A 26,780-nucleotide genomic window follows, 5' to 3' on the forward strand; every position below is an offset into this window, starting at 1 on the left:
ACATGTGTGGCATCGCAGGCGCGTACCGATGGCCGGACGGGAAGGTCGTGGCCGACCGGCTCACCGACACCCTCGCCCATCGCGGTCCGGACGGTGCGGGCCGCTACAGCCACTCCGCCGACTACGGCGAAGTGCACCTCGGGCACCGCCGGCTGGCCGTCGTCGACCTGTCCGGGACCGGCGCCCAGCCGATGGCCTCGGGCGGCCTCGTCCTGACGTACAACGGTGAGCTGTACAACGCGCCCGAGCTGCGTGCCGAACTGGCAGCCGCCGGGGTGCGCTTCCGCGGGACCTCCGACACCGAAGTGCTGCTGGAGGCCTGGCGGCGCTGGGGCGTGGACTGCCTGCCCCGACTGCGCGGCATGTTCGCCTTCGGGATCTTCGACGAGCGTACCGGTGAACTGGTGCTCGCCCGCGACCAGCTCGGCATCAAGCCGCTGTTCCTGCTCCGGCGCGGCGAGGGCCTGGTGTTCGCCTCCGAGCTCAAGGCGCTCGCCGCCGTGACCGGCGGGTCGCTGCAGGTGGACCACGCGGCGCTGGTGGCCTCACTGCTGTACTACTGGGTGCCGGACTCGCGGTGCGCGTTCCGCGAAGCGGAGAAGCTGCCGCCGGGAAGCTGGCTGCGGTGCCGGTCCGACGGCCGGGTGGAGCGCGGCCGGTTCTGGAACCTCAAGGACGTCGCCGCCGAGGGCCGGGAGCGGGCCCGGGCCGGCGAGCGGCCGGACATCGCTGCCCTGGTCGAGGAGTCGACCCGGCGTCACCTGCTCTCCGACGTACCCGTGGCGACCTTCCTGTCCGGGGGGCTGGACTCCAGCTATCTGACCGCGCTGGCGGCCCGCCACCAACCCGGGATCTCCGCCTACACCATCGGATTCCGTGCCGAGGACGCCAAGTTCGAGGCGATGCCGGACGATCTGCGCCATGCCCGGCGGGTGGCCGAGCAGTTCGGCGTCGACCTGAAGGAGATCGAGATCGCTCCGAACGTGCTCGATCTGCTGCCGCGGATGACGTACCACCTGGACGAGCCGATCGGCGACCCCGCCGCGATCAACACGTATCTGATCTGCTCGGCCGCCCGGGAGGCCGGGGTCAAGGTGATGCTCTCGGGGATGGGTGCCGACGAGCTGTTCGCCGGGTACCGCAAGCACCTGGCCAACCTGCTGGCGCTGCGCTACCAGCGCATCCCGCGGCCGCTGCGGCGCGGCCTGTCCCAGGCCGTGGACCGGCTGCCGGTCGCCACGGCCCGCCGGGGGTACCGGTCGGTGCGCTTCGCGAAGCGGTTCCTCTCCTTCGCCGAGCTGCCGGAGGAGACCGCGTTCCGGCGCAGCTACACCATGTACGACCGGGGCGAGCTGCTCGCCCTGGTCGATCCGGACCTGGCCGGGTCGGTGGATGACGTGCTGGCCGAGCATGCGGACATCTATCAGGACAATGCCCTCGATGATCCTGCCGACTTCGTCAACCGCATGTGTCTGGGCGACGCCCGGATGTTCCTGCCGGGCCTGAACCTCGCGTACACAGACCGCTCCAGCATGGCCGCCTCGACCGAGGTGCGGGTGCCCTATGTGGACGTCGAGGTGGTCGAGGCGGCGTTCGCGGTGCCCGGCGAGCGCAAGATCGTCGGACGGCAGGGCAAGGCCGTCCTCAAGGAGGCGGCCTCCTCGGTCCTGCCCCGGGAGATCGTGTACCGGCCCAAGGGGCTGTTCAGCGCCCCGCTGCGGGCGTGGATGAGCCGGGATCTGGCGCCGCTGGTGCGCGAGGTGGTGAACGACGGCGAGCTCGTCCGCTCCGGGTTCCTGCGCCGCGACGCGCTGGCGCGGCTCGTCGCCGAGGACGCGGCCGGGCAGCGGGACTACTCCAAGCATCTGTGGCATGTGCTGACCCTCGAGTACTGGTATCGCGGCGCGACTTCTGGGGAGTTCGGGTGAAACAGGTAGTGCAGAACTACAAGAGCGGTGAACTGGCGCTGCTCGATGTGCCGGTGCCGGGATGCAAGCCGGGCGGTGTGCTGGTCCGCAGCGCCTACTCGCTGATCTCCACCGGCACCGAGCTGATGAAGGTCTCCGAGGCCGGCATGTCGATGGTGGGCAAGGCCCGCTCCCGCCCGGACCAGGTGGCCAAGGTCGTGCAGAGCGTGGCCACCAACGGAGTGCCCGCCACCTACCGCAAGGTGATGGGCAAGCTGGACTCCTACACGCCGCTGGGCTACTCGCTGTGCGGGGTGGTCGAGCAGGTCGGCACCGGGATCGAGGATGTGAAGGTCGGCGACTTCGTGGCCTGCGCCGGCAACGAGCACGCGCTGCACGCCGAGTTGAACTGGGTGCCCGAGAACCTCTACACCCCGGTGCCGGACGGACTCGCGCCGCGGCACGCGGCCTTCGGCACCGTCGGGTCGATCGCGTTGCAGGGCGTCCGCCGGGGCGAGCCGCAGCTCGGCGACGTGGCGCTGGTCATCGGTCTCGGGCTGATCGGGCAGTTGGTGGTGCAGCTGCTGGCCGCCTCGGGTGTCCGCGTCGTCGGGGTCGATCCCGACCCGGTGCGCTGCGAGCTCGCCGAGCGCCTGGGCGCCGCGGCCTGCGGCGACCCCTCGTCCGCGGCCGTGGAGGCCGCCGTCGCCGAACTCACCGGCGGCCTGGGCGTGGACCACGTCTACCTGGCCGCCGGCGGCGCCGACAACCAGCCCGTCGAGCTGGCCGCCCGAATGAGCCGGGACCGGGGCCGGGTCGTCGACATCGGCAAGTGCCGCCTGGACCTGCCGTGGAACGCGTACTACGAGAAGGAGCTCGACGTCCGCTTCTCCCGCAGCTACGGCCCCGGCCGCTACGACCCGGAGTACGAGCTGGAAGGGCGGGACTACCCGATCGGCTATGTGCGCTGGACCGAGCGCCGCAACCTGGCGTGCTTCCTCGATCTCCTGGCACGGGGCAGCGTCGACGTGGATCCCCTGGTCTCCCACATCGCCGCCTTCGACGACGCCGTCGAGACGTACCAGCGACTGAAGGACGGCGATCTGAAGGCGGTGGCTGTGCTGTTCAGCTATCCCGAACAGACGGCGGAGGCGGCAGCCCCGGCGGTTGCCGTGCCCCCGGTGAAGGTGAAGCCGACTCCGGCCCGGCCCGCCAGGACGCCGGTGCGCCTCGCGTTCGTCGGCGCGGGGAACTACGCGACGTCGATGCTGCTGCCGCACCTGGCACAGCGTGACGGTGTGGAGCTGTCGGCAGTCGTCACCACGACGGCGCTGTCGGCGGCCAACGCGCAGCGGAAGTTCGGCTTCGGCCGGGCGACCACCGATCTGGACGCCGTGCTCGGCGACCCCTCCATCGACGCCGTGTTCGTGGTCACCCGGCACAGCTCGCACGCCGAACTGACCCGAAGGGCACTGCTGGCCGGAAAGGCGGTGTTCGTGGAGAAGCCGTTGGCGCTCACCGAGGACGAACTGGCCGGAGTGCTCGCGGCAGTCGAGGAGTCCGGCAACGACCGGCTGCAGGTGGGCTTCAACCGCCGGTTCGCGCCGCTGCTGCAGGAGGCAGGAAAGCGGTTCGGCGCCCGGACCGGACCGGCGAGCGTCCGCTACCTGGTCAACGCGGGCCGGCTGGAGCACGGCAGCTGGTACCTCCAACAGGGCACCGAGGGTTCGCGGTTCGCCGGCGAGGGCGGGCACTTCATCGACACGGTGAGCTGGCTGCTCGGGGCCGACCCGATATCGGTGTACGCGCGTGCCACGCCCGGCAACGAGGACCTGCACCTCGTGCTGGGCTATCCGGACGGGTCCACCGCCACCGTCAGCTACGTCACGACCGGCCCGGCCGGCTTCCCCAAGGAGACGCTGGACCTGGTCGCGGACGGCCGTGCGCTGCGGCTCGACGACTTCGTCCGGGCCGCCGTGTACGACGGCCGCCGCGGGCGGTGGGTGAGTTCGCGGCTGCCCAAGGCCCGGGACAAGGGCCAGAACGCCGAGCTGGCCGCGTTCGTCAAGGCCGTGCGCACCGGCGGGCCGATGCCGGTGCCGCTCCAGTCGCTGGTCGCCACCACGGCGGCCACTCTCGCCGTGCGGACCGCCCTGGCCGGCGGCGCTCCGGTGACGTTGGCGGGGGCGCGATGACTGTGAGCTCGGGAAGTCCGGGCTGGTACCTGCGGCGGCTGTCCCGGATGGGGCCGCGCGAGGTCGGCGGCCGGGTGGGCGACGCGGTGCGCAGACGGCGGTGGCGGTCGGCACCGCCGCGCTGCCCGAGCGTGACCGGCGCCCGGTTCACCGCGCCACTGCCCGCCGGGACGCTCACCGCAGTGCCACCGGACGCCGCGAAACGGCTCATCGCCGAGGCGGACCGGCTGATGGACGGACACGCCGAGTACTTCGGGGTGGCCCGCGACGACGTGGCCGACCCGGACTGGCGGTACGACCCGAGGACCGGGCGCCGGGCCCCGTGGGGCCACGCCTTCGACGTGCCGTACCGGAACGAGGAAGCGGTCGGGGACATCAAACAGATCTGGGAGCTGTCCCGGCACCAGTACCTCACCCAGCTCGCCGTCGCCTACGCGCTCACCGGGAACGAGCGGTACGCGGAGCGGGTGTCCGAGCATCTGCGCTCGTGGTGGGCGGCCAACCCCCCGCTGCGGGGCGTGCACTGGACCAGCGGCATCGAGCTGGGCATCCGGCTGCTGTCCTGGGTGTGGATCCGCCGGCTGCTCGACGGCTGGCCGGGCGCGGCCGGGCTGTTCGAGGACAACCCGGTGGCACTGAACCAGATCTGGCACCACCAGCGCTGGCTGGCCGCCTTCCCCAGCCGGGGCTCCTCGGCGAACAACCACATCGTCGCCGAGGCCGCCGGGCGGTTCGCCGCGGCCTGCGCGTTCGCATGGTTCCCCTCCTCGGCGCGCTGGCGGGCCGACGCGCTGCGGTCGCTGGAGCGGCACCTGCGCGGCAACACCTTCGCCTCCGGCCTCAACCGCGAGCTGGCCACCGAGTACCACGGGCTCGTGCTGGAGCTGGGCTGGGCAGCGGTGGCCGAGGCGGACGCCGCGGGTGTGCCGCTCCCCGCGTCGATCCGGCTGGTGCTGCTGCGGATGACCGACGCGCTCGCGGCCGTCGTGGACAGCCGTCTGCGGCCGCCGCGCCAGGGGGACGCGGACGACGGGCACGGTCTGGTCGTGGACGGCGCGGGCACCGATCGCTGGGCTTCGCTGCTGGCCACCGGGGAGGCCGTCTTCGGCCGGCTCGCCTGGTGGCCGGCGGTGACCGGCACCGATGTGCGCACCCCGCTGCTGGCCGCGCTCGTCCAGCCGTACCCGAAAGGTGACACCGCACCGGCCGCCACCCGCCCGAAGAGCCGACCGGCCCACTTCGCCGACGCGGGGCTCACCATCCTGCGCGGCCCGGGAGAGATCTGGTGCCGCTGCGACGGTGGTCCGCACGGATTCCTGGCCATCGCCGCGCACGCCCACGCCGACGCGCTGTCCGTGGAGGTCCGGCACGACGGGGTCGACGTGCTCGCCGATCCGGGTACGTACTGCTACCACGGGCAGCCCGAGTGGCGGCAGTACTTCCGCTCGACCCTCGGCCACAACACCCTGCAGTTGGACGGCGGGGACCAGTCGGTCTCCGGCGGCCCGTTCCTGTGGACCCGGCATGCCCGCAGCCGCGTGCTGGTCGCGGACGCCTCCGGTGGGGGAGTGGCCCGCTGGTGTGCCGAGCACGACGGTTACCGGCGCTCCGTGCACCGCCGCCGGGTGGAGCTGACCGCCGCGACCCAGCAGCTGCGGGTGGTCGACGAGATCCGCGGCCCGCACGGCCCGCGCCGGGCCGTGCGCCTGGCGTTCCACCTCGGCCCCGCGATCACCGTGGACCTGGTGGGGAACCGGGCTCAGCTGCGCTGGAGGCGGGACGGCGAGGACCGCTCCGCCGTGCTCGACCTTCCCGAGCAGCTGTCCTGGCAGGCGCATCGCGGCGAGACCGACCCGCCGCTGGGCTGGTACTCCGCGGGCTTCGGGCGCAAGGAACCCACCACGACCCTGGTCGGCACCGGCTCGGCCGGCGGCGCCGTGCCGTCCAGGGAGCTCGTCACCGTCCTCGGGTTCCGCGGCCAGGGAGGATGAGTGGGGATCAACTGGCGGAACCGCGTGGTGCCGGAGGCGGCGTCGGCGCTGGCCCTGCTGGCGGCGACCGGCTGCGTGAGCACGCCGGACGGCCCGACCGGGCCGACCGCCGCGCCCTCCACGTCCCCGGCCCGGTCCGTGGCCCGGGTGTGCGCCGACCCTGCGGCAGGACCGGCGAAGGCGCCGGCGGGCGCGGTGCCGGTCGACCCCGCGGTCGTGGGTGATCTGGCAGCGAAGACCCGGAGCAACCCCGCGAACACCACGTTCTGGCTTCGGCCGGGCAAGCACAGGCTGGATCCGGGCCGCCACGCCCAGGTCGTGCCGAAGAAGGGGAACAGCTATCTCGGCGCGCCGGGCGCGGTGCTCGACGGCCGGAAGAAGAACCAGTACGCCTTCGGAGGCAGCGCCCGCGACGTCACCCTCCGCCATCTGACCGTGCAGGGTTTCGTCGCGCCGCACGACGAGGGCGTGGTCAACCACGACTCGGCCGACGGATGGGTGATCGAGCACGCCAAGATCCAGTACAACTCCGGCGCCGGGCTGATGGCCGGTGCCCGCCAGCGGGTCCGCGCCAACTGCCTGCGCGGCAACGGGCAGTACGGCATGAACGCGTACAAGGCGTCCGGCCGTATCACCGGCCTGGTGGTCGAGGGCAACGAGATCGTCGGCAACAACACCGGCGACTGGGAGCGGCGGCGGAAGGGCTGCGGCTGCACCGGAGGCGTCAAGTTCTGGGCCGTCGACGGCGCCGACGTACGCGGCAACTGGGTGCACGACAACCGCGGAGCCGGATTGTGGGCGGACACCAACAACAACGACTTCCGCATCGAGGACAACGTGCTGGAGGCCAACGACGGCGCCGCGCTGATCTATGAGACCAGCTACAACGCGGTCATCCGGAAGAACACGATCCGGCGGAACAACTGGGTCGAGGGCCGCAGATACGCCGACCGCGACGACAACTTCCCGTTCGCGACCGTCTATCTGTCCGAGGCCGGCGGTGAACCGCGGATCCGAGCCCGCACGGACAAGATCGAGATCTACCGGAACGTGCTGGAGAACAACTGGAACGGGATCACCCTGTGGGAGAACGCCGACCGGTTCTGCAACAGCCCGGCCAACACCTCCACCGGGGACTGCACCTTGCTGGTACGGGACGCCGACCGCTGCGCGCGGCCGCAGATCGCCACCGCACCGCTGTACGCCGACTGCCGGTGGAAGACCCAGCGGGTGGACATCCACGACAACCGCTTCGTGCTGGACACCTCCGTGGTCGGGTGCACGGTCAAGTGCGACCGGATGGCGGTGCTGGCCAACTACGGCACCTATCCGGACTGGTCGCCGTACCAGGGCGAACGAGTCGCCGAGGCGATCACCCACAAGCAGCGCAACCGCTGGCACGACAACGTCTACCTCGGCCCGTGGAACTTCGTCGCCCACGACCCGAGCCGGGTGCTCGACTCCGGGCAGTGGCAGGGCACGCCCTACCAGCAGGACGAGGGCAGCACCTTCCAGCCACAGGACGGTGGTTGAGATGGGCGGGGAGACACCGAAGGCCATCGGGATCGTCTGGGGGCTGCTGGTCCTCAACACGCTCGGCTCCGCCGGGGCCCAGACCATCGTCCCGCTGCCCCGCTCCCTCATCCAACTGATCACCATGGGGGCGCTGGTCACCGCGTTCGCGCTGGCGCTGGCGCTCAACCTCCGACTGCGCATCCGAGCCGGCGCCTTCCTGCTCCTGCTCACCCTGCTGCTGGTGCCGAGCGTGATCTCCAGCGTCCACCCGGAGCCCGGGCTCGGCGCGCTGTTCCGCTGCGCCCGGCTGGCTGTCTTCGTCGGCACGCTGTGGCTGCTCAGCCGCTGGTGGGACGGCAGCACGACGTTCGTCAGGCACCACATCCGGATGTACTTCGCGGTCCTCGGGTCGGTCGCCGCGGGCCTGGTCGTCTCACCGGGCGCGGCCCTGCCCGAGCTCTACGGCGGACGGCTGGTCGGCGCGTTGTGGCCGCTCACCCCGCCGCAGATCGGACAGTACGCCGCGGTGATCATCGGGCTCACCGTACTGCTCGTACTGGGTCGCCGTACCGACCGGGCGAGTGCGGCGGTGGTCATCGTGCCGTCACTCCTGCTGCTCGCGCTGACCCACACCCGCACGGCCACGCTCGGCCTGCTCATCGGGCTGGCGTTGGCGATCGGCTCGCTCGTTTTGACCAGCGCCGCCGCCCGCCGCGTGTTCACCTGGACCGTGCTGTGCGCCGCGGTGGCCGCGGTGGGGTTCGGCTCCGCGCTGCGGGCGTGGTTCCTGCGCGGACAGAGCCAGGAGAACTTCACCAGCCTCACCGGCCGGGCCAAGGTCTGGGACGCCCTGCTGGCAGCGCCCCGGACGAGCATGGAGAAGTTGTTCGGTACGGGGCTGGGCGACAAGTCGTTCGACGGGCTGCCGATCGACAACAGCTGGCTCGCCGTCTATCACGAGCAGGGCCTGACCGGCGTCGCCCTGGTGGCGGCCGTCGTCATCGTGCTGGGCGGGGTGGCGCTGCTGCGGCCACCGTCGCTGTCGAGAGCCTGCGCGATCTTCCTGATCAGCTACTGCGCGGTCGCGTCGTACACCGAGGCCGGGCTGGGCGACGCCTCACCGTATCTGCTGCATTTGACCGTCGCCGCCTCGCTTCTGGCGGCACCTGCGGCGGCCACGCCCCTCTCGACGCCCGCGGCCCCTCGACGACGTGTCCCGCGCTGGGCCCGGGATCCGGAGGTGACTTGAGCATGCACGTCCTCGTGGTGCACAACCGCTACGCCTCGGCGCAGCCGAGCGGGGAGAACAAGGTCGTCGACCAGGAGGTGGAGCTGCTGCGCGCGGCCGGCCACCGGGTCGAGGTGTTCGAGCGGCGCAGCGACGACATCGCAGCCCGGTCCCTGCTGGGCAAGGCCGCGGTGCCGCTGCTGGTGCCGTGGAACCCGGCGGTCCGCGCGGAGCTCGCCGCCCGGCTTCGTACCTCACGCCCGGACGTGGTGCACATCCACAACGTCTTCCCGCTCCTGTCGCCCGCGGTGCTGGCAGCCTGCGCCGACGCCGGTGTGCCCGCCGTCGCCACACTGCACAACTACACCCAGGTCTGCCCGCCCGGCACGCTGCAGCGGGACGGTCGGCCGTGCACCGAGTGCGTCGGGTCGGCGCCGCTGCCCGCCGTCCGGCACGGCTGCTACCGGAACTCCCGGCTGGCGACGGTGCCCCTCGCGGTCAGCCTGTCGGCCAACCGGCGGCGCTGGTGGTCCGGTGTGGAGCGGTTCTTGTGCATCTCCGCGGCGCAGCGTGACGTCCTGGTGCGGGCCGGTATGCCGCCCGAGCGGCTGGCGGTCAAGCACAACTTCGTGCCCGACCCGGACGGCTGCCGAGCGGGCGCCGGCGAGCAACTGCTCTTCCTCGGCCGGCTCGCTCAGGCCAAGGGCGTGCGGCTGCTCATGGCCGCGTGGGACGACATCGCCGCGGACGGCGGGGTGGGCGTGCCGCTCGTGATCGCCGGCGCGGGCCCGCTGGAGGCAGAGGTGACTGCCTGGGCGGCGGGGCGGGACGACGTGCGGTACGTCGGCCTGTACGACCCCGCGGAGTGCCGGCAGGCCATCGCGCGGTCGGTCGCCGTGGTGGCTCCCTCGACGTGGCTGGAGGCGTTCGGCCTGGTGGTCGTGGAGGCGATGGCGGCGGGGGTCCCGGCGATCGCCTCCGGTCACGGCGCCTTCGTCGAACTCGTCGAGGAGGGGGTGACCGGGCTGCTGCACCAGCCAGGCGAGCCCGCCTCGCTCGCCTCCTGCCTGCGTCGGATCACGGCCGAGCCGGCCCTGGGCCGGGAGATGGGCCGGGCGGCCCGGCGCCGCTACGAGCAGGGCTTCAGCCCGGCTGTCGGGCTGGAGCGCCTGGTGGAGGAGTACCGCACCGCGATCGCGGGTCGGACGGAAGCAATGGGGGGCAGTAGATGACACGATGCCGACTCTGCGGCTCGGAAGCGATGGCGAGCGTCGTCGACCTGGGGGCGATGCCACCGTGTGAGAGCTTTCTGGCCGCGGACCGATTGGACGAGCCGGAGCCGGCGTACCCGCTGCACCTGCGGGTCTGCACCGACTGCTGGCTCGCGCAGATCCCTCCGCTGATCACTCCGGAGGAGACGTTCAAGGAGTACGCGTACTTCTCCTCGTACTCGACCTCCTGGGTGGAGCACGCGCGCACGTTCGTCGCCGACGCCGTCCAGCGGCTGGGTCTCGGCCCCGGGGCGAAGGAAGCCTTCGTGGTCGAGGTCGCCAGCAACGACGGGTATCTGCTCCGGCACATGGTGGAGCGTCGGATCCGCTGCCTCGGTATCGAGCCGTCGGTGAACGTCGGCGCCGCGGCACGGGAGGCGGGTGTGCCCACGCTCACCGCGTTCCTGGACCCGGACACCGGCGCGGCCGTCCGCGCCGAGCACGGCCCGGCGGACCTGGTCGTGGCCAACAACGTGTACGCGCACATCCCCGACGTGGTCGGGTTCACCCGGGGGCTGCGCGCCCTGGTCGCCGACGACGGCTGGGTCTCCATCGAGGTGCAGCATCTGCTGACCCTGATCGAGCAGAACCAGTACGACACGATCTACCACGAGCACTTCCAGTACTACACGGTCGCGTCCGCGATCCGCGCGCTGGCCAGTGGCGGACTCGCGCTCGTGGACGTCGAGCTGCTGCCCACACACGGCGGCTCCCTCCGGCTGTGGGCCCGGCCCACCGAGACGGCCGGCGAGCCGGGTCGCCAAGTGGCCGAAGTGCTGGAGCGGGAGAAGGCCGCCGGGCTGCAGGAGCTGTCCGGGTACACCGAGTTCTCAGCACGGGTGGCCAAGGTGCGCCGGGACCTGCTGCGGTTCCTCATCGAGGCGGCCGAGCGCGGCGAGACGGTCGTCGGCTACGGCGCCCCTGGAAAGGGCAACACCCTGCTCAACCACTGCGGTATCCGGCCCGATCTGCTCCCGTACACGGTCGACCGCAACCCCTACAAGCACGGCAGGTTCACCCCCGGCACCCGCATCCCGATCCTGCCGCCCGAACAGATAGCCGCCGACAGACCGGACCATGTGCTCGTCCTCCCCTGGAACCTGCGGACCGAGCTGGTCGAGCAGCTGTCCTTCGTACACGCCTGGGGCGGCCGGCTGGTCTTCCCCGTTCCGGAACTGAACATCGTCGAGGTCACACCATGAAGGTCGTACTGTTCTGCGGCGGTTATGGGCTGCGCATGCGCAACGGAGCGTCCGACGACATCCCCAAACCGATGGCGATGGTCGGCCCGCGCCCGCTGATCTGGCATGTCATGCGCTACTACGCGCACTACGGGCACACGGAGTTCATCCTGTGCCTGGGGTACGGGGCCCACCACATCAAGGACTTCTTCCTCAACTACGAGGAGACGACGTCCAACGACTTCGTGCTGCGAGGCGGGCGGACCGAGCTGCTGTCCACCGACATCTCGGACTGGACGATCACGTTCGCGCAGACCGGCATCGAGTCGCCGATCGGAGAACGGCTGCGCCGGGTGCGGGACCATCTCGACGGCGACGAGATGTTCCTCGCCAACTACGCCGACGTGCTCACCGACGCCCCGCTGCCGCAGATGATCGAGCGGTTCGCCCGGCGCGACGCCGGTGCGTCGATGATGGTGGTGCCACCGCAGTCCTCGTTCCACTGCGTGGACCTGGGCGAGGACGGGCTGGTGGGGGGCATCACCCCGGTGAGCGAACTGCCGCTGTGGGAGAACGGCGGCTACTTCGTGCTCCGTCAGGAGGTCTTCGACCACATACCTGAGAACGGGGACCTGGTCGCTGACGGATGCGCCCGGCTGGCCAAACGCGGCCGGCTGGTGGCGCACCAGCACCGCGGCTTCTGGAAACCCACCGACACCGTCAAGGAGCGGGCCGCGCTCGACGCCGCCTACGCCCGGGGCGAGCGCCCGTGGGCAGTGTGGGAACGGGACGGCGCGGGGGCGGGCACGGGGGTGAGCGCGTGATCCGGCTCGGGGCCGGGCGCCTGGACCGGATCGTCGCGGTAGGGGCGCACTGCGACGACATCGCCATCGGCGCCGGCGGCACCCTGCTGACGCTGTGCCACGCGCGGCCGGGCCTCCGCGTCGACGCACTGGTGCTCTCCGGCGGCGGCAGCGAGCGGGAGCAGGAGGAGCAGGCCGCGCTCGCCGCCTGCTGCCCGGGCGCCGACCTGCGACTGACCGTGCTCAAGCTGCCGGACGGCCGGCTGCCCGCGCACTGGGACGAGGCCAAGGCCGCGGTCGAGGAACTGCGGGAGCGGACCGAGCCGCAGCTCGTGCTGGCCCCGCGCACCGAGGACGCGCACCAGGACCACCGCGTACTGGCGAAGCTGATGACCACCGCGTTCCGCGACCATCTCGTGCTCGGCTACGAGATCGTCAAGTGGGACGGCGACCTCGGCCGTCCGGCCGCGTACCAGCCGCTGTCGCCGCAGCTCGCCGAGGAAAAGGTGCGGCTGCTGCAGGAGCACTACCCCTCGCAGCGGCACCGGCCCTGGTACGACCGGGAGGCCTTCCTCGGCCTGGCCCGGATCCGCGGCATCGAATGCCATGCGCGCTACGCCGAGGCGTTCGCCGTCACCAAACTCACTCTCGATCTGGGGGACTGAACTGTGCGCGTGCTGCTGACCGGACACCAGGGCTACCTGGGCACCGTGATGGCCCCGGTCCTCACGGCCGCCGGACACGAAGTCGTCGGACTGGACTCCGGACTGTTCGCCGAGTGCGTCCTGGGCCCGTCGCCCGCCGACCCGCAGGGGCACCGGGTGGATCTGCGCGATGTCACGGCGGAACATCTGGCCGGGATGGACGCGGTGATCCACCTCGCCGCGCTGTCCAACGACCCGCTGGGCTCGCTGGCGCCGGAGCTGACCTACGACATCAACCACCACGCGTCCGTGCGGCTGGCCCGGCTGGCCCGCGACGCCGGTGTGCGGCGCTTCCTGTACGCGTCGACCTGCTCGGTCTACGGCGCCGCCGGCGGCGGTGACCCGGCGGACCTGGTGGGCGAGGACGCCCCGCTGCGCCCGGTGACGCCGTACGCGGAGTCCAAGGTGCGGGTGGAAGACGACCTGCACGCGCTGTCCGACGGCGACTTCAGCCCGGTGTTCATGCGCAACGCCACCGCCTTCGGCCACTCACCCCGGCTGCGCGCCGACATCGTACTGAACAACCTGGTGGGCCACGCGCTGTTGGCCGGAGAGGTGCTGGTGCTCTCCGACGGCACCCCCTGGCGCCCGCTGGTGCACGCCGCCGACATCGCACGGGCCTTCGCCGCCGCACTGATGGCGCCACGGGAAGCGGTGCACGCCCGCGCTTTCAACATCGGCAGCGAGACCAACAACGTCACGGTCGCCGAGATCGCCGAGCAGGTCGCCGAGGCGGTCTGCGGGGCGAAAGTGGTGATCACCGGGGAGACCGGTGCCGATCCGCGGTCGTACCGGGTGGACTTCTCCCGGTTCCGCGCCGCGATACCGGGTTTCAACTGCGAGTGGACGGTGCGGCAGGGCGCGCTCGAACTCGCCGACGCCTACCGGAAACACGGGCTGACCCGCGAGGACTTCGAGCAGCGCTTCACCCGGCTGGCGGTGCTGCGCGCGGGGCGCGACGCCGGAGCCGTCGACGACACCCTGCGGTGGCGCCGATGACCGCGCCGGGCGACCAGCTGTACGCGCTGGTGGAACGGCTGTACCCGCTGTGCCGGAGCATCACGGGGGACGGGGTGCGCGCCACCTTGGAGATCGTCGGCGAATACCTCCCGCTGCGGGTGCAGGAGGTGCCGACCGGGACGCAGGTGCTCGACTGGACGGTGCCGCAGGAGTGGAACATCCGGGACGCGTACATCGCCGACCCCGCTGGCAACCGGGTCGTCGACTTCGCCGCGTCCAGCCTGCACGTGCTCGGCTACAGCGTGCCGGTGTCGGCGACGATGCCGCTGGCCGAGCTCCGCGCGCACCTGCACACCCTGCCCGACCACCCGACCTGGGTGCCGTACCGCACCAGCTACTACACCCCGGACTGGGGGTTCTGTCTGGCGCAGGAGACCTTGGACGCGCTGCCGGACGGCGAGTACGAGGTGCGCATCGACTCCACACTCACCGACGGCCACCTCACCTACGCCGAGCACGTCGTCCCCGGGCAGGTCGCCGACGAGGTGATCGTCTCCTGCCACGTCTGCCACCCGTCGCTGGCCAACGACAACCTGTCGGGCATCGCGGTGGCGACGTTCCTGGCCCGGGCGCTGGCACAGCAGACGCCGTACTACACCTACCGGTTCCTGTTCGCGCCCGGCACCATCGGCGCGATCACCTGGCTGGCCCGCAACGCGGAGCGGCTCGATCAGGTCAGGCACGGACTGGTGCTCGCCTGCGCCGGCGACCCGGGCCGGCTGACGTACAAGCAGAGCAGGCGCGGGGACGCGGAGATCGACCGGGTGCTGCGGCATGTGCTGACCGCCTCCGAACGCCCGCACCAGGTCACCGAGTTCAGTCCGTACGGCTACGACGAGCGGCAGTTCTGCTCGCCCGGGTTCGACCTCGGTGTGGGCTCGCTCAGCCGGACCCCGTACGCCGGTTACCCCGAATACCACACCTCGGCGGACAATCTGGACTTCGTCTCCCCGGAGGCGATGGCGGACACCCTCGCCGTCTGCCGCGAGGCATGCGCCGTACTGGACCGCAACCGGCGCTACGTCAACCTCAGTCCCTACGGCGAGCCGCAGTTGGGCCGGCGTGGGCTGTACGACTCGCTCGGTGGCCGCAGCGACGCCAAGCAGGCCCAGTTGGCCATGCTCTGGGTGCTCAGCCTCTCCGACGGCGAGCACAGCCTGCTGGACGTCGCAGAGCGGTCCGGGCTGCCGTTCGACACCGTCGCCGCCGCAGCCGACGCCCTGCACGGCGCCGGGCTGCTCAAGGCATGACGCCGATGGCCACCGAGGGGGTGGATCCGCGGACCCCGGCGCCACCGGCCGGATCGGCCCGGCGGGCCATCGTCGGTCGGCTGTCGTGGGGACTGGCCGACCAGGCGGCCTCCAGCCTGACCAACTTCGCGGTCGGGATCCATGTGGCACGCTCGCTCGGGCTGGCCGCGTTCGGCGCGTTCAGCCTGGCCTGGGTGACCTACGGCGTGGTGCTCAGCGTCTCCCGCGGGCTGGCCACCGACCCGCTCGTGGTGCGCTTCAGCGGCGTGTCGGACGTCTCCTGGCGCGGGGCCGTGGCCCGGTCGTCGGGTACCGCGCTCGGCGTCGGTGCCGCCATCGGCGCGGTGTGTCTGGTCGTCGGTTCGGCGCTCGGCGGCCCCGTGGGGACCGCGTTCGCCTGCCTCGGCGTCATGCTGCCAGGGCTGCTGCTGCAGGACGCCTGGCGGTACGCGTTCTTCGCCGCCGGCACCGGGCGCAAGGCGTTCGTCAACGACCTCGTGTGGGGCGTCGCGCTCGTCCCGGCCATGGTGGTGGCCGCCCGCGTCGGCAGCGTGGCTGCTTTCGTGCTCGCCTGGGGCGCGTCCGCCACGGTGGCCGCGGCCTACGGCTGCCTCCAGTCCGGCATCCGGCCCTGGTCGAGCGGAGCGCGCGAGTGGCTGCGCGAGCACCGCGACCTCGGCTACCGGTACCTGGTCGAGAACGTCAGCAACAGCGGCGCCGGTCAGCTGCGGGCCTACGGGCTCGGCGCGATCGTCGGCGTCAGCGCGGTGGGTGTGGTGCGGGGCGCCGAACTCCTGCTCGGCCCGTTCCTCGCGGTGCTGATGGGGCTGTCGTTGGTCACCGTCGCCGAGGCGGCACGCGTGCTGCGGCGGTCCCCGCACCGGCTGGGCACGTTCTGCCTCCTGCTGGGCGGCGGGCAGGCCGCCGCCGCGCTGCTCTGGGGCACGGCACTGCTGCTGATGCCGGACCGGGCCGGCGAACTGGTGCTCGGCGGCGTCTGGCACTCCGCCTCCGAGCTCATCGTGCCGGCCACGCTCGGCGTCGCGGGCGCCGGCCTCGGCACCGGCGCGGCGGCCGGGCTGCGCGCACTCGGCGCGGCCCGGCGCAGCCTGCGCAGCCAGCTGTTCGCCTCCACCTGCTACGTCGGCGGCGGCCTCGGCGGCGCTGCCGTGGCCGGCACGATCGGCTCGGCCTGGGGCGTCGCCGCCGCGACCGTCTGCGGCTCGGCCGTGTGGTGGCTGCATCTGCGGTCCGCGCTGCGCCGGCACCGTCAAGATTCCGTCCCCGAAGTGAGGACCACATGACCGACCGCCCCCGGTTGAGCATCGGCCTGCCCGTGTACAACGGTGAGGAGTACCTCGCCGAGTCGCTGGACGCCCTGCTCGGCCAGACCTACGAGGACTTCGAACTGGTCGTCTCCGACAACGCCTCGACCGACGGCACCCAGGACATCTGCCGCAAGTACGCCGCGCGGGACTCGCGCATCCGCTATCTGAGGCTGCCCCGGAACATCGGCGCCGCGCCGAACCACAACCATGTGTTCGCCGAGTGCCGCGGCGAACTGTTCAAGTGGGCCTCGCACGACGACCTGTACGCGAGGGACCTGCTGCGACGCTGCGTGGCGGCGCTGGACGAGCGCCCCGATGTGATCCTCGCGCACACCGGCCAGGCGGTCATCGACGGCGACGGCCGGGTGAAGGTCCCGTACGAGTACACGCTGGCCACCGACTCGCCGCACGCGCCCGAGCGCTTCCGCAGTCTGCTGTTCGAGCCCGGTGGCGACGACTTCTACGGGGTGATGCGGGCCGACGTGCTGCGCCGGGTCAAGCCGCACGACAGCTACCACCACGCGGACCGCACGTTCGTCGCCGAGATCGCCCTGCACGGACCCTTCCACCAGGTGCCGGAGCTGCTGTACTTCCGCCGCGACCACCCCACCCGCGCCGAGCGCGCGAACCCTTCCAAGCGCTCCCGGTGCGTCAATCTGGACCCGCGTCGGGCGGGCCCGCTGCACCCGACGCCCCGGCTGCTCGCCGAGTACGTCCGGGGCTTCGTCTCGGCGATCCGGCGGGCGCCGTTGTCCCCGGCCGACCGGCGTGCCTGCTACCGCCACCTGGCCGCGTGGGCGGCCAGCCGGGCCCGGCCGGGTGCCGGAGAGCGGGTCGAGGACCGCGCCCCGGCCGACCCGGCCGGGCTCACCGTCTCCGTCGACGCCCTGGTCGCCGGACGTGAGGGGAGGCAGGCGTGACGACCACGGAGGGAAACCCGGTGCGCGTCGGGGTGTTCGGACTGCTCGGCTCCGGCAACCTGGGCAACGACGGGTCGTTCGAGGCCCTGCTCGGGTACCTCGGCGCCGAGCACCCGAAGGCGGTCGTGGACGCGCTGTGCGGCGGACCCGAGGTCGTCGAGAGGCGGTACCGGATCCCCGCGACGCGGTTGCACTGGTACCGCGGGGAGTACCGGACCGCGTCACGTGCGGGCGCGATGGCGGGAAAGGGCCTGGGCAAGCTCGTCGACGCCGTCCGCACCGCCGCCTGGGTGCGCCGGCACGAGGTGGTGATCGTGCCCGGCATGGGCGTCCTGGAGGCCACGCTGCCGCTGCGGCCGTGGGGCTTCCCGTACTCGCTGTTCCTGCTCTGCGCGAGCGGCCGGCTGTTCGGCACCCGCGTCGCGCTGGTCGGTGTCGGCGCCGACGCGATCCGCGACCGGCCGACCAGGGTCCTGGTGCGCTGGTCGGCGCGGCTGGCCGCGTACCGGTCGTACCGGGACGCACTCTCCCGCGACGCGATGCGGCGAATGGGCGTGGACACCGCGCGCGACGAGGTGCACCCGGACCTCGCGTTCGCCCTGCCGGCACCGCGGACGAGCGCGCCCCCGGGGCCCGTTCCGAGCCCGCCGGGCCCGGTCTGCGTCGGCGTCATGGCCTTCCACGGCGGCAACGACGACCGCGCCCGGGCCGAGGAGATCCACCGGCGCTACCTCGACGGGACGACCCGGTTCGTCCGCGCGCTGGTCGAGGACGGCAGGCCGGTCCGGCTGCTGACCGGCGACGAGGTGGACCGGCCGGTGGCCGCCGCGATCCTCGACGCGGTGGACTCACCGCTGGTCACCGCCGCCGAGGCGGACTCGCTGGCCGACCTGATGACGGAGGCGGCGGCCGCCGACGCCGTGGTGGCGACCCGGTACCACAACCTGATCTGCGCGCTGAAGGCCGGCACCCCGACGCTCGCCCTCAGCTACGCGGCCAAGAGCGACGCGCTCATGGCCCGGATGGGGCTGGGCGCGTACTGCCACCCGGCCCGCGAGGTCGACGCCGACCGGCTGCTGCGACAGTTCCGGGCGCTGGAGCGCAGCTCGGCCCAGCTGCGGCAGACCCTCGCCGAGCAGAACCGGGTCGCCACCCGCCAACTCGCCCACCAGTTCGCCGCCCTGACAGCGGCTGTCTTCCCGGCGGCCCCGGCGGCCGGTCACGCCCACGCCCACGCGTATCGGGAGGCCCCATGAAAGCGATCGAAGTCCCACAGATCGCGGGCGCGTACCTGTTCGAGCCGGCGCCGTACGCCGACGAGCGCGGCTTCTTCTGCCGCACCTTCGACGCCGACGTGGTCCGCTCGGTGGGCCTCGATCCGGGCGCCTTCGTGCAGGACAGCCTCTCCCGCTCGGTCCGGGGTGTGCTGCGGGGCCTGCATCTGCGCTCGGGGGTCGGCGAGGCCAAGCTGGTGCGGTGTTCGTACGGGAGCATCTTCGACGTCGTCGTGGATCTGCGGTCGGGCTCGCCGACCTACCGCAACCGGGCCTTCTTCGAACTGTCCGGCGAGACGCAGGTGACCCTGTACATCCCGGCGGGGTGCGCGCACGGCTTCCAGGCGCTGACCGAGACCGCCGACATCTCCTACCGGATCGACCGCCCGCACGATCCGGCCGAGGACGTGACGATCGCCCACGACGACCCGGAGCTGGCGATCCCCTGGCCGCTGCCGGTCTCCTCGATGTCCCAGCGCGACCGGGAGGCGCCGCGCCTCGCCGAGGCCCTGCAGCAGAAGGAGAGGTGAGTCGGTGTGGACACCGAGAAGTTCCGGCTGCCCAGGTCGCGGCAGGCGAACGAGCGACTGCACACCATGATCCCCGGGGGCGCCCACACCTACGCCAAGGGCGACGACCAGTACCCCGAGCACCTGGCCCCGGTCATCAGCCACGGCCGGGGTGCCCACGTGTGGGACATCGACGGCAACCGCTACATCGAGTACGGCTCCGGCCTGCGGTCGGTCAGCCTCGGCCACGCCCACCCACGGGTGATCGAGGCGGTGCGGCGGGAACTCGACCGCGGCAGCAACTTCGTGCGGCCGTCCATCGTGGAGGTCGAAGCCGCGGAACGCTTCCTGGCCACGGTGCCGACCGCCGAGATGGTCAAGTTCGCGAAGAACGGCTCCGACGCCACCACCGCCGCGGTGCGCCTCGCCCGCGCCGCCACCGGGCGCCCGCGGGTGGCCGTCTGCGCCGACCACCCGTTCTTCTCCGTCGACGACTGGTTCATCGGCACCACACCGATGTCCGCCGGAGTTCCGGCGGCGACCACCGACCTCACCGTGGCGTTCCCCTACGGGGACCTGGCCGCCACGGAGCAACTGCTGAAGCGCCACCAGGACGAGGTCGCCTGCCTGATCCTCGAACCGGCCACCCACACCGAGCCTTCCCCCGGCTTGCAACTCGGTTCCGGCAGGGAAGACCCCACGCCCGGATACCTCGCCGGCCTGCGCGAGCTGGCCGACCGGTACGGCTGTGTACTGATCTTCGATGAGATGATCACCGGCTTCCGCTGGTCCGAAGCGGGCGCCCAGGGCCTCTACGGCGTCGTCCCCGACCTCTCCACCTTCGGCAAGGCGCTGGGCAACGGATTCGCCGTCTCCGCGCTGGCCGGGCGCCGCGACCTGATGGAGCGGGGCGGGCTGCGTCACTCCGGAGACCGGGTGTTCCTGCTGTCCACCACCCACGGCGCGGAGACGCACTCGCTGGCCGCCGCGATGGCCGTGCAGACCACCTACGTCACCGAGGGGGTCACCGCGCGGCTGCACGCACTCGGCGAGCGGTTGGCCGCCGGTGTCCGCGACGCCGCGGCCGGTACGGGCGTCGGCGACCACCTCGTCGTCCGGGGCCGGGCCAGCAACCTGGTCTTCGCCACACTCGACGAGAACCGGCAGCCGTCGCAGCGGTACCGCACCCTGTTTCTGCGCCAACTCCTCGCGGGCGGAGTGCTGGCCCCTTCGTTCGTGGTGAGCAGTGCGCTCAGCGACGCCGACATCGACCACACCGTCGAGGCGGTGGCCCAGGCATGTGCGGTCTACCGGAAGGCACTTGACGCCGCCGACCCCACCCCCTGGCTGGCCGGGCGGCCGGTGAAGCCCGTCTTCCGCCGCTCGGCGTGAGCGTGAGGTGCGGCGGCCTCAGCGACGGTCGCGCCACCAGGCTTCGGCCGCCCGGTCGACCAGCCACGCGGTTGCCGGTACCACCGCCAGCGCGGTGCACCAGCCGCCGAGGGCGTCGGTCGGATAGTGCGCGCCCAGGGCGACCTGCGCCCATCCCATGGCGCCGCCGGCAACCAGCGCGGCGGCGAGCACGAGTGACGTCCCGGCCGTCCTGCCGAGACCGAGCCGTCCGGTCGCCGGCAGCGCCACCGCGAGGGCGAGCGCGGTGAGGAAGGCGGTGTGCCCGCTCGGGTAGGACAGGTTGCCGTCGCCGTGGATGGTGCGCCCCACCAGGTGCTTGAGCAGCGTCGTCGTGCCGACGCTCAGACCGGTGCCGACCACGATGAGTACCGCGGCGCGAGGAAGCCGAAGCAGCAGACACCCCGTCCCGGCGGCCACGACGAGCGCCGCCGCTCCGGCGGGCTCCCCCAGGAAGTCCGTGGCCAGCGCGGTGTGCCGCCATATCGGCGCCACACCGTCCACCGCCGCCCAGACCCGCTCGTCCACCGTGCCGGGCCGACCCTGCCCGGCGTACAGGACCCCGAGCACGGCAACCACCAGCCCGGCGAGGGCCGCGAGCGCGCCGAGCCAGGTGCGCAGCGACGGGGGCAGCACCGCGGCCGCCGACCGACCGGTCACACACCCACCGGGCCCGGTCGATCTGCGGCGATGCCCTCCTGGTCGGTCGCGCGCGGTAGCGGGCATCGCGTGGTTGCGCCGCAGCCCCGCCGGCGCCGGGGGAGTGCAAGGCGGGGGAGCGCAAGCCCGGTGGGCGCACCCAGGGCATGGCGTTCCGGGCACTGGTGCCCGGCATGGCGGATACCGCCGACCGGTACGGGCTGTGCGGCTGGACCGAGCAACGCGAGCCCCTCCCGTCGTGTCCGACCCACCCTCCAGGGACCATAATCGCCCCGCGCATGAAGGGCATTGCCAACGAGCACATTGCTGTGCCGCTCTTTCTCGGCACGACTACCTGCCCCCGCTGACCGGCGGGACAGGTGCAGCGCCATTGCCGAATCCGCGTCCGAGCTGTCATTTCTCAGTGTCGTGGATACAGTCGGCAACGTGCAGACCCGAGGGAGGGGTGGCGTGATCGAGGTCGTGACAGCGAGTGCGATCACAGCATTCGTGACTGCTGTGTTCAATGGTGCTGCCGGGGAGATGGGTAAGCAGTTACTGCTGTCGACCCATGCGCAGATCGGGCGGACCTTGGGCCGGCGCACGCCGCTGCCGACCAGCGAGTCGGGGTTGCAGGCACTGGGCCGCGAGATCAGCTCGCGGCTCGAACCGGGCAGGGGGCAGACCCAGGAGTGGGCGGTGCTGCTCGGCAGCATGCCCCTTGCCCAGACGCTCTCCCCCGGAGCGGGGGTGCCGCCGCCGCCCCGGGACTTCACGGACCGGGCCGCCGTGATCAGGGAGCTGAAGCGCGAGGCCACGCGCCGGACGAAGGGGCAGCCACGGGCAGCACTGTTGTGGGGCCCGCCGGGGATCGGCTCCAGCGCGGTGGCGCTGTACTTCGCGGCCGAGAACGCCGATCTCTATCCGGACGGACAGTTCTACGTCGACCTTCGGGATGCGGCCGGTGGTCAGGAGGTGGAGCCGGTTGCCGTCCTGCACCGCGTGCTGGGCGAGATGAACGTGAGACCGGAGGACGTGCCGGCCACCGAATCAGGGTGCCAGGACCTCTACCGCCGTCTGACGAACGGCCGTCGGGCCCTTGTGGTGATCAACCATGCGACAACGGTCGCCCAGGTGCGTCCTCTCATCCCCAATACGCCGGAGCTCTTCTTGCTGGTCGTCGCCTCCGGCCCGCCCTTCGCCCTGGAGGCCCGGCGCATCGAGGTGCCGCCGCTGAAGGAGCGGGATGCCAAGGAGCTGCTGAAAAGAGCGGCAGGCGCCGACAACGTGGCGCGGGCGAAGGCGCACCTGCCGGAAATCCTGGAGCGCTGCGCGGGAAACGGCTACGCCTTTCGGACAGCGGCGGCTCAGTTGCTCGACGCACAGACACCCTCGGCCGAGTCGCTGGACGCACCGCGGTCCTCGGACCCCGTACGCAGTACGGTACGCGCCGTCTGCGCCCGGCTGCCGTCGACGACGGTGCGGCTCTGCCGGCTGGCCGCCCTTGGCGAATGGCCGGCGGTCACCGCCGACATCGCAGGCTGGGCGGCCGACGTGTCCCCGCAGGAGGCAGCACGAACGCTCGCCGAGGCAGCGGAGGCGCACCTGATCGAGCCGTTGGGGGACGGCCGTTATCGCTTCCATCCCCAGGTGGGCCGCTACCTCGCGGACACGGCGGGCCCGCATCTGGGCGCCGCAGCCTGTTCGGACGCGGTTTCCCGGGTGCTGACGGGGCTGATGAACCGGGCCGAGCATGCCGCGCACGCGGCGTTGCCGGAGAGCTGGCGGGTCGCAGGCGCCCCCGAGCGAGGAGAACCCTTCGCGGGAGAGAGCGAGGGTCTGGCAGCGCTGGTGACCGAGCGGGCGAACCTGCTGCGCGCGATCGTGGTCGCTGAGGAGCATCAGCACGACGACACCTGCTTGCGTCTGGGCCGGGCGCTGTGGCCCCTCGTACTGAAGGCCGGGTACTGGGCCGAGGCGCTGCCCGCGCTGCGGACCGCCGCCCGCCGCGCGGATCAGCGACGGCCGGAGTCGAGCACATCCCCGGCCCTGCACTTCCAACTCGCACACTGCCTCGGCCAACTGCGCCGCTGGGAAGAGGCGGAAGACGAAGCCCGTACCGCGGTCGCACAGGAGCGGGCGGCCGGACATCTGCTGGGCGAGGCCTCCTGCATCGAATATCTCGGCCTGCTGAACCTCTACCGGTCGAACGGGTCGAAGGCCGCCGAGTGCTTCGCCGAGGCCGGCCGGCGCTACCGGCTCCTTCTGGACGAGCAAGGAGAGGACCGGCAACTGCGGCGTGCGCTCGCTCTGCTGGAGCGCCATACGGGACGTGCCCTGTGGCTGCAGGGGGAGCTGGCGGAATCCCGGGCCCGTCTGAACAGCGCGCGAGCGTACTTCGAGCGCGAGGGCGAGCGCTACAACCTGGCGCGCACACTCACCGATCTCGCGGAGACGGCACACACCGCGGGGGCGCGCACGGATGCGCTCGCACACATCGCGGAGGCCACGGAATTGCTGCCTCCCGACGCGGCGCCGCATCGGCAGTACCTCACGGACCTGCGGCGCCGCTGTGAGGCGATGAGGTGAGGAACTCCACCGTCACCGGGTGGGTCCCGCCTGCGGCACGCACCCGGAGCGTGGTGCCTCCCGGCGGCAGCGAGCCACCGTTGTTCAACCAGGCGTGCAGCGCAGAGGCATAGGCGGCCGGATCGGCGTCCGCGTCCGGCCCCGCGGAGAGCTGCAGCGGACCGTACTGCCGAGCGTAGGCGGTGCAGGTGTCTGGGCCGGTGATGTAGGCGGCGAGCGCGCACTGCGGGTACCGGCTCAGCATCTCTGCCGCCCAGTCCGCCGGGCTGCCCAGTCGCGGGTCGTCCTGCGGCCCTTCCCGTACGATCACGTCGGCCACGGCCAGATCGCCGGGGTTCCGTGTCTCCTCGTGCACGGCGAGATGGCTCTCCCCGCTCGTGGCGTACGGGTGCTCCGCGGAGCGCTCGATATCGATACGCCGTCCACGGACCCAGGTCCGCACGCGAAGCGGCGCTGTGCGTCGAGGTGGTTCGTACGGCGGTGTCGCCAATGGCTCCAGCAGCGCTGGAGTGGCAGGTTCGGGGAGCCCGAGCAGAGTGTAGAAGCTGCGGCGCAACAGGGCCGCCGACTCACACGGAGCGGAGCTGACGAACTCGGCCGGTCCCGGGGAAGTGCGGTGTGCCGCCAGAACCCGCTCCAGCTGTTCGCGCAGGGGAGCATGCGGATCCAGCCGGGGTGCGCTGCGAACGAAGTCCGCCAGTGGCGCCTCCGGGTCCAGCCGCTCCTGTCCGTCAGCTGCGAGCAGCACCGGGATGTCCAAGGCTGCGGAATAGTAGGAGACCGCCCCGAAATCCCCGAGAACGATGTCGGCGGCCAGGATCGCTTGTCGCCATGCGCTCAGGGGATCGACCAGGACCAGTCCGTTGTGCCGAGCACGGTCCAGCCAGGCGCGTATCTGGCCCGGACCGTGGCCGTACCAGATGTTGGGGTGCAGAACCGCTGCGACGCGGTATTCGTCAGCCGGAAGCTCCGCAGCCAATCGGGGCAGCAGGCTGGGCAACAGGTCCTCGGAGCCGCCGTTGCCGAAGAAACCCTCAGGGTTCCACGTGGAATTCAGCACGACGAGCCGTTGCCCACGCCGCACCCCCAGCGCGCGCCGGTATCGCTGCCGGTACGGTCGTCCTGCCAGCATACGGTCGTAACAGGGATCGCCCGCGAGGACCGCGGCTCCCGCCGCCTCCGGGCATACGCGCTCCAGCCGCGCGAGTTGCTCGGGATGCGACAGCACCAGAGCGTCCACGAACACCTTGCCGTCTTCCAACAGCCAGTCGGGCGCCAATCCGAATGTCGGCTCCGGGCTCCGGGTCCCGGCTCCGGGCCTGGACAGCTTCTTGGTGTACCCCACCCCATGGGACAGCACGCACAACTTGCCCTTTATCAGGTGCAGATCACCGCCGAAGCTCGCGGATATCGCCAGGTCGACGGGCGTGGCAACGGCCTGTTCCCACGGGAGCACGGGAAGGCCCAGTTCGGCGAAGAGCTCCCGGATCCCGCTCTGAAAGGCGGAGGACCCTGTCGAGGTGGCCAGCAGTTGTACCCGAAAGTCGTCGTGGAAGAGCGGTAGGACATCCAGAAGGCGCCCGGCCGATGTGACGTTGTGAACCACGAGCAGCACAAGTCCGGATGCTCTTCGGCTCGCCCAGCGCCCAGCGTCCGGCCCGACCGGTACCCGTATGCCTGCGGGATCCGCTGACCCCACTGGTCCTCCTGCCGCAGTCCACAAGCTTTCCCGATCACCCTAGATGAACGAGTCCGATGGCCGCGCCGGCCGCGACCTCGGTGCAGGCCGCCTGCTGGCCCGAGCGCGACTGCCCATGGCCGAGGCCGAGGAACAGCCTGTCGTGCGCGGCTCGCCCGGCCACGCACCGGTCGGCGCACGCGCTTCCCCTCATGTGCCCAGAGGAGGATCCCGCACGCTGGCCCCGGAGAAAATCTGTGATCGCGGAAGTAGACATGGGTAGGTGCTGGGGGTAGAGTCTTTCTCGTACTCGCAGAGATCAGAAGGGCGAGGCAGAGGACGAACTGCCTCGTATGCAGGTCGAGCAAGATGTGGACCGGCAGTCGAGCGGTGCGGCCGGATGGTGAGGGCTCCACTGCTGGCTGCCGGGCCGGGCGACCCCAGGGGTCGCATGCAGTTCTGCAAGATCGAGCAAGTGCACAACAGATCAGAAAGAGAAGGAGGAGAGAGGCGCCATCAGGATCGCCCGAGCAGGCAGAGACCGCTCGGGTACCGCAGACCCCGGATTGGAAGGTGGTCCCCGGTCACGCAGCTGCGATCCCCGCAACCGTCCTCCTGGACGGTGGTGCGGAAAAAGGAAACCGGCGCATAGCCGGTGGATGGTGTTGATCCCCTCGGGGCCCTGGTGCTGTACGGCGCCAGGGCCCCTCGACACGTTTCCCGAGAGGTGCCAGTGGCCGCAGACAACCCTTCCACCCTGTCGAGCAACCTCGACGACGACGATTACCCCGCCTACACCATGGGGCGGGCCGCCGAAATGCTCGGTACCACGCCCGCCTTTCTGCGGGCCATCGGTGAGGCGGGCCTGATCGTGCCGCTCCGCTCGGAGGGCGGGCACCGCCGCTTCTCCCGCTACCAACTGCGGCTCGCGGCCCGAGCCCGTGAACTGGTCGACCAGGGGACGCCCGTGGAGGCCGCCTGCCGCATCATCATCCTCGAAGACCAGCTCGAAGAGGCCAAGCGCATCAACGAGCAGCTGCGCAGTGCGGAGGCGGACTCGGAGCCGAAAGCCGATGCCTGACGGTCGCGCCCCGCTGTGCGACGGGCCTGGCACAGGCGCGCTCCTGCCCGGCAGTCGACGCGCAGCTGTTCGTCCCGTGAGCACGCGCTGCTGGTGACCGGCGCTCGCCGTTCCGTTCGGCACCCGCCCGTGCAGCTAAATTTCATTTCGCCGTTACAGAAACACGAGTAATGCGCGCTGAGATATTCTGCCCCGGTGGATCCGAAGCGGGAAATCATCGCGCTCTCGGATTGCCCGTGCTACGGTTACGTCAGTTGCAGTTGTGGTTCCCCGAAACTTCAAGTGCT

20 protein-coding genes are annotated in these 26,780 nt (G+C 71.7%); 18 read left to right on the top strand and 2 right to left on the bottom strand.

Going from position 1 to position 26,780, the window contains the following annotated elements; genetic code table 11:
* Positions 1 to 2 precede the first annotated feature (2 nt).
* Genes asnB through JW613_RS17145 form a run of 16 tightly spaced genes read left to right on the top strand, consistent with a single transcriptional unit; the run spans position 3 to position 20,488 of the window.
* Positions 3 to 1,928, top strand: a complete 1,926-nt coding sequence (asnB, locus tag JW613_RS17070) for an asparagine synthase (glutamine-hydrolyzing) (RefSeq protein WP_209211665.1) — start codon at positions 3 to 5, stop codon at positions 1,926 to 1,928.
* Entirely contained in the window at positions 1,925 to 4,102 is a 2,178-nt protein-coding gene (locus JW613_RS17075; protein ID WP_209211666.1) for a bi-domain-containing oxidoreductase, read from the top strand. Before asnB ends, JW613_RS17075 begins: the two co-directional genes overlap by 4 nt.
* On the top strand, positions 4,099 to 6,093 hold the full coding sequence (locus JW613_RS17080; RefSeq protein ID WP_209211667.1) for an alginate lyase family protein: 1,995 nt from the start codon (positions 4,099 to 4,101) through the stop codon (positions 6,091 to 6,093). Before JW613_RS17075 ends, JW613_RS17080 begins: the two co-directional genes overlap by 4 nt.
* On the top strand, positions 6,094 to 7,626 hold the full coding sequence (locus JW613_RS17085; RefSeq protein ID WP_209211668.1) for a right-handed parallel beta-helix repeat-containing protein: 1,533 nt from the start codon (positions 6,094 to 6,096) through the stop codon (positions 7,624 to 7,626).
* A gap of 1 nt (position 7,627) precedes the next feature.
* Positions 7,628 to 8,857, top strand: coding sequence for an O-antigen ligase domain-containing protein (locus JW613_RS17090; RefSeq protein WP_209211669.1), 1,230 nt, complete (start codon positions 7,628 to 7,630; stop codon positions 8,855 to 8,857).
* Between the two features lie 2 nt (positions 8,858 to 8,859).
* Positions 8,860 to 10,068 carry a glycosyltransferase gene (locus JW613_RS17095; RefSeq protein WP_209211670.1) on the top strand — a complete coding sequence of 403 codons (1,209 nt, stop codon included), beginning with the start codon at positions 8,860 to 8,862 and terminating at the stop codon, positions 10,066 to 10,068.
* On the top strand, positions 10,065 to 11,309 hold the full coding sequence (locus tag JW613_RS17100) for a class I SAM-dependent methyltransferase (RefSeq protein WP_209211671.1): 1,245 nt from the start codon (positions 10,065 to 10,067) through the stop codon (positions 11,307 to 11,309). The genes JW613_RS17095 and JW613_RS17100 overlap by 4 nt, the downstream gene beginning before the upstream one ends.
* Positions 11,306 to 12,112, top strand: coding sequence for a sugar phosphate nucleotidyltransferase (locus JW613_RS17105; protein ID WP_209211672.1), 807 nt, complete (start codon positions 11,306 to 11,308; stop codon positions 12,110 to 12,112). Before JW613_RS17100 ends, JW613_RS17105 begins: the two co-directional genes overlap by 4 nt.
* Positions 12,109 to 12,756, top strand: a complete 648-nt coding sequence (locus JW613_RS17110) for a PIG-L deacetylase family protein (protein WP_209211673.1) — start codon at positions 12,109 to 12,111, stop codon at positions 12,754 to 12,756. The genes JW613_RS17105 and JW613_RS17110 overlap by 4 nt, the downstream gene beginning before the upstream one ends.
* 3 nt (positions 12,757 to 12,759) lie before the next feature.
* Positions 12,760 to 13,794 carry an NAD-dependent epimerase/dehydratase family protein gene (locus tag JW613_RS17115; RefSeq protein ID WP_209211674.1) on the top strand — a complete coding sequence of 345 codons (1,035 nt, stop codon included), beginning with the start codon at positions 12,760 to 12,762 and terminating at the stop codon, positions 13,792 to 13,794.
* Positions 13,782 to 15,065: a DUF4910 domain-containing protein gene (locus JW613_RS17120; RefSeq protein ID WP_372447951.1), complete on the top strand. Its 1,284-nt coding sequence runs from the start codon at positions 13,782 to 13,784 to the stop codon at positions 15,063 to 15,065. Before JW613_RS17115 ends, JW613_RS17120 begins: the two co-directional genes overlap by 13 nt.
* Positions 15,062 to 16,369 carry an MATE family efflux transporter gene (locus JW613_RS17125; protein WP_372447952.1) on the top strand — a complete coding sequence of 436 codons (1,308 nt, stop codon included), beginning with the start codon at positions 15,062 to 15,064 and terminating at the stop codon, positions 16,367 to 16,369. Before JW613_RS17120 ends, JW613_RS17125 begins: the two co-directional genes overlap by 4 nt.
* Positions 16,366 to 17,313: a glycosyltransferase family 2 protein gene (locus tag JW613_RS17130; RefSeq protein ID WP_209211676.1), complete on the top strand. Its 948-nt coding sequence runs from the start codon at positions 16,366 to 16,368 to the stop codon at positions 17,311 to 17,313. The genes JW613_RS17125 and JW613_RS17130 overlap by 4 nt, the downstream gene beginning before the upstream one ends.
* On the top strand, positions 17,310 to 18,569 hold the full coding sequence (locus tag JW613_RS17135; RefSeq protein ID WP_209211677.1) for a polysaccharide pyruvyl transferase family protein: 1,260 nt from the start codon (positions 17,310 to 17,312) through the stop codon (positions 18,567 to 18,569). The genes JW613_RS17130 and JW613_RS17135 overlap by 4 nt, the downstream gene beginning before the upstream one ends.
* Positions 18,566 to 19,117 (top strand): dTDP-4-dehydrorhamnose 3,5-epimerase family protein, encoded by a 552-nt coding sequence (locus tag JW613_RS17140; RefSeq protein WP_209211678.1) that lies wholly within the window; start codon positions 18,566 to 18,568, stop codon positions 19,115 to 19,117. The genes JW613_RS17135 and JW613_RS17140 overlap by 4 nt, the downstream gene beginning before the upstream one ends.
* A gap of 6 nt (positions 19,118 to 19,123) precedes the next feature.
* The gene (locus JW613_RS17145; RefSeq protein WP_209211679.1) at positions 19,124 to 20,488 is read left to right on the top strand and encodes a glutamate-1-semialdehyde 2,1-aminomutase; all 1,365 of its coding nucleotides are present in this window, start codon (positions 19,124 to 19,126) and stop codon (positions 20,486 to 20,488) included.
* A gap of 18 nt (positions 20,489 to 20,506) precedes the next feature.
* On the opposite strand, the gene JW613_RS17150 is transcribed toward JW613_RS17145, so the two are convergent.
* Entirely contained in the window at positions 20,507 to 21,166 is a 660-nt protein-coding gene (locus tag JW613_RS17150; protein WP_209211680.1) for a phosphatase PAP2 family protein, read from the bottom strand.
* Between the two features lie 522 nt (positions 21,167 to 21,688).
* On the opposite strand from JW613_RS17150, the gene JW613_RS17155 reads away from it, so the two are divergent.
* Positions 21,689 to 23,734 (top strand): ATP-binding protein, encoded by a 2,046-nt coding sequence (locus tag JW613_RS17155; RefSeq protein ID WP_245225799.1) that lies wholly within the window; start codon positions 21,689 to 21,691, stop codon positions 23,732 to 23,734.
* Here the strand turns inward: JW613_RS17155 and JW613_RS17160 are convergent.
* Positions 23,697 to 25,340, bottom strand: coding sequence for a hypothetical protein (locus tag JW613_RS17160; protein ID WP_307865926.1), 1,644 nt, complete (start codon positions 25,338 to 25,340; stop codon positions 23,697 to 23,699). The genes JW613_RS17155 and JW613_RS17160 overlap by 38 nt on opposite strands.
* 805 nt (positions 25,341 to 26,145) lie before the next feature.
* Here JW613_RS17160 and JW613_RS17165 point away from each other — a divergent pair.
* Positions 26,146 to 26,493 (top strand): MerR family transcriptional regulator, encoded by a 348-nt coding sequence (locus JW613_RS17165; protein ID WP_209211682.1) that lies wholly within the window; start codon positions 26,146 to 26,148, stop codon positions 26,491 to 26,493.
* Positions 26,494 to 26,780 lie beyond the last annotated feature (287 nt).

The organism is Streptomyces smyrnaeus (assembly GCF_017676345.1).
In the GTDB taxonomy this organism is placed as follows: domain Bacteria; phylum Actinomycetota; class Actinomycetes; order Streptomycetales; family Streptomycetaceae; genus Streptomyces; species Streptomyces smyrnaeus.

Coding starts and splice junctions, on each gene's coding strand:
- asnB (WP_209211665.1), top strand. CDS start 3: ATGTGTGGCATCGCAGGCGCGTACCGATGGCCGGACGGGAAGGTCGTG.
- JW613_RS17155 (WP_245225799.1), top strand. CDS start 21,689: ATGGGTAAGCAGTTACTGCTGTCGACCCATGCGCAGATCGGGCGGACC.
- JW613_RS17090 (WP_209211669.1), top strand. CDS start 7,628: ATGGGCGGGGAGACACCGAAGGCCATCGGGATCGTCTGGGGGCTGCTG.
- JW613_RS17095 (WP_209211670.1), top strand. CDS start 8,860: ATGCACGTCCTCGTGGTGCACAACCGCTACGCCTCGGCGCAGCCGAGC.
- JW613_RS17125 (WP_372447952.1), top strand. CDS start 15,062: ATGACGCCGATGGCCACCGAGGGGGTGGATCCGCGGACCCCGGCGCCA.
- JW613_RS17140 (WP_209211678.1), top strand. CDS start 18,566: ATGAAAGCGATCGAAGTCCCACAGATCGCGGGCGCGTACCTGTTCGAG.
- JW613_RS17105 (WP_209211672.1), top strand. CDS start 11,306: ATGAAGGTCGTACTGTTCTGCGGCGGTTATGGGCTGCGCATGCGCAAC.
- JW613_RS17100 (WP_209211671.1), top strand. CDS start 10,065: ATGACACGATGCCGACTCTGCGGCTCGGAAGCGATGGCGAGCGTCGTC.
- JW613_RS17080 (WP_209211667.1), top strand. CDS start 4,099: ATGACTGTGAGCTCGGGAAGTCCGGGCTGGTACCTGCGGCGGCTGTCC.
- JW613_RS17130 (WP_209211676.1), top strand. CDS start 16,366: ATGACCGACCGCCCCCGGTTGAGCATCGGCCTGCCCGTGTACAACGGT.